Origin of the sequence: Mesobacillus sp. (genome assembly GCF_049588175.1) — a bacterium.
GTDB lineage: Bacteria > Bacillota > Bacilli > Bacillales > Cytobacillaceae > Mesobacillus.
In genome coordinates this window covers 1-2,590 of sequence record NZ_JBAVFI010000305.1, presented here as the reverse complement: position 1 = coordinate 2,590, position 2,590 = coordinate 1, and the positions used below count along the sequence as shown (strand labels likewise).

The following is a 2,590-nucleotide window of genomic DNA, read 5'->3' as shown; positions in this document are numbered from 1 at the left end:
GACCAGGAGTGTTTGTTTGTGATTGTTTCTATTTTCAGTTTCTTATTTAAATGGAAATAACTCACCTGGATTTTAGGAGAATCTGACTCCGATTTCAGGCTAAAATGAACTTTTTCACCAGGATTGTATCGGGCTTTGTCCGTTTGTAGATCGGAAAACAGGCTGGAAACTTCCGTGACTTTCTTAGTTGGATGGTGTTTTTTCGGAGTTGGCAGATCTATGTTAAGGAGCAATACCCCAATAAAAAGGAGTATAAGAAGGCCCCATATACTCTTTAGCTTCATGTGGTTCACCAGCCTAATAAAATGTTGCTTTAAAAGCAATAGAAGGGACTAATCAAACATTTGATTAGTCCCTTAGTCATATCTATTAAAACTTAATTTGCACGTTTTTGCTTTCTTCAACTGGAATGTTCACATAAAGTGTTTTCGTGCCAGCATCGTAGAAGTATGAACGTTTAGTGTTCGTCATTTCATTCATTGATTTTGCTGCCTTATACTTAGCGCTAGCAGCCTGAACCTTCTTCGGTGCTTTTTCATTTTTCAGCTTAAGTGTGTATTGATTAATTGCTGAATCGAAGTTGTCCGCTGACATCTTTTTAGAGAATTCGATTTTGTTATGCTTTTTCGTGATGTGGAAGTCCGTCACGTCGAATTCGCCTTTTTGATGGTCAAGGGATTCACCATCATCCTCATAGAAGCTGTATGTTGCTTCATTTTTAAGGTAAGTGTCTAAAACAAGATTTGTAAGATCCTTTTCACCAGTATACTGCTGGACTTCACGAGTTGGGATCATAGAATCCTTCTTCACAAAGATTGGCAGATGGGCAAGTGGAGCGTCCACCTTGATTGTCTGTCCGCCGTTATATTCTTTGCTTGTCCAGAAATCTACCCATGTTTCACCCTTCGGAAGGTAAACATTACGGCTTGTCTGTCCTTGTGTCACAACAGGTGCAAGCATCATTGAATCGCCAAACATGAACTGGTCGTTGATATTGTATGTGTTCTCATCTTCCTGGTAATGGTAGACAAGCGGCTGCTGAACCGGCTTACCTGTTTCAGCAGAATCCTGGAACGCATTGTATAGGTAAGGCAATAATTGATAACGCATTTCGATATATTTCTTAGAGATTTTTTCAACTTCTGGACCAAATGCCCAAGGCTCTTGACCTTGTTTGATCTCAGATTTTGCATCACTATCATAGTGGATACGAGAGAATGGCAGGAATGCGCCGACTTCCATCCAGCGAGCAAATAATTCAGCGTCTGGACGCTTAGCGAAACCGCCGATATCGTTACCTACGAATGAAACCCCAGATAGACCGATATTCGTGTTCATAGGAATCGACATTTGCAGGTGTTCCCAGTTACTTACGCTATCGCCAGTCCAAAGCGCAGCATAGCGCTGAGTTCCAGCGAACATGTCACGAGTCAAAACAAATGGACGATCTGCTGGCTTGTTCATAGCCCAAGCATTATAAGTAGCTTCAGCTTCATCATGTCCATATAGGTTGTGGTACTCAGTTTGCAATTTCTTATCATTTTCATAACCGAAATAAGAATTCAATGGCATTGTGTGATTGAATTCAGGACCATCAAGGAATACAGCTGGTTCATTCATGTCGTTCCAGATGCCGTCAATGCCAGCATCGAAAAGTACGCTATGGTTCTTTGCCCACCAGTCGCGGACTTCTTTTTTAGAGAAATCTGGGAAAGCGGAATCGCCAGGCCATACTGGACCGATGAAAGGAGTGCCATCCGCGTTTTTCGCCCAATAATCATTTTTTGTGCCTTCCTGATAAAGGCGGTAGTTTTCATCTTTTTTAACAGCTGGATCGTTAATCGCGATTGCGTGGAATCCAGGCATTGATTTCAGTTGTTTTAAAGCTTGCTTGTACTTTTCGCTCCATGTAAATACACGGTAGCCGTCCATGTAATCAATATCAAAGTGCATAGTGTCTAAAGGAATTTTCTTTTCACGGTATGTTTTCGCAACTTTCACGATTTCGTCCGCTTGGTATTCCCATTTACTTTGGTGAAGACCTAATGTCCATTCTGCGGGAAGGTCCATTTTACCTGTTAACTCTGTATAAATATCTAATACATCAGAAATCTCAGGTCCGTTCATGAAGTAGTATGTCAGCGGACCGCCATTTGCATAGAAGTAATAGTAATCATCCGACTCGCTCGCCATTTCATAGTATGAGCGGTATGAGTTATCAAAAAGAATTCCGTAAGCCTTTTTATCCTTCAGTCCCATGAAGAAAGGAATAGAAGTGTAAACATATTTTGTATCTTTATTATATGAATAAGCATCCGTGTTCCACATTCCGATACTCTCACCGCGCTGGTTAAAATTCAAGCCAGCCTGTTCACCGAAACCATAGAAGTTTTCGCCTTTTTCCGTTTTCTTGAAAACATAAGGCTTGCCGTTTTCATAGCCGGAAGCTGCTCCGTTTTGCAAGTAATCTTCGTTGATCACATTGCCTTGCTTGTCTAAAAACTTAACACCAAATGGTGCTTTGCTGATTTTGATTGTTAATTCTTCTGTTGAAATTGTGTACTCTTTTTTACCATCCTGTGTACTAAAT

Annotated in this window: 2 protein-coding genes; both read right to left on the bottom strand. The window is 40.8% G+C overall.

The annotated features are described in order from the left end of the window. Positions 1-284 (bottom strand): glycoside hydrolase family 66 protein (locus WB217_RS07500; protein ID WP_423992106.1); only part of this gene is annotated, 284 nt, incomplete at its 3' end. A gap of 85 nt (positions 285-369) precedes the next feature. After that, positions 370-2,590, bottom strand: a 2,221-nt coding sequence (locus WB217_RS07495) for a TIM-barrel domain-containing protein (RefSeq protein ID WP_423992104.1), incomplete at its 5' end; no start/stop codon positions are given.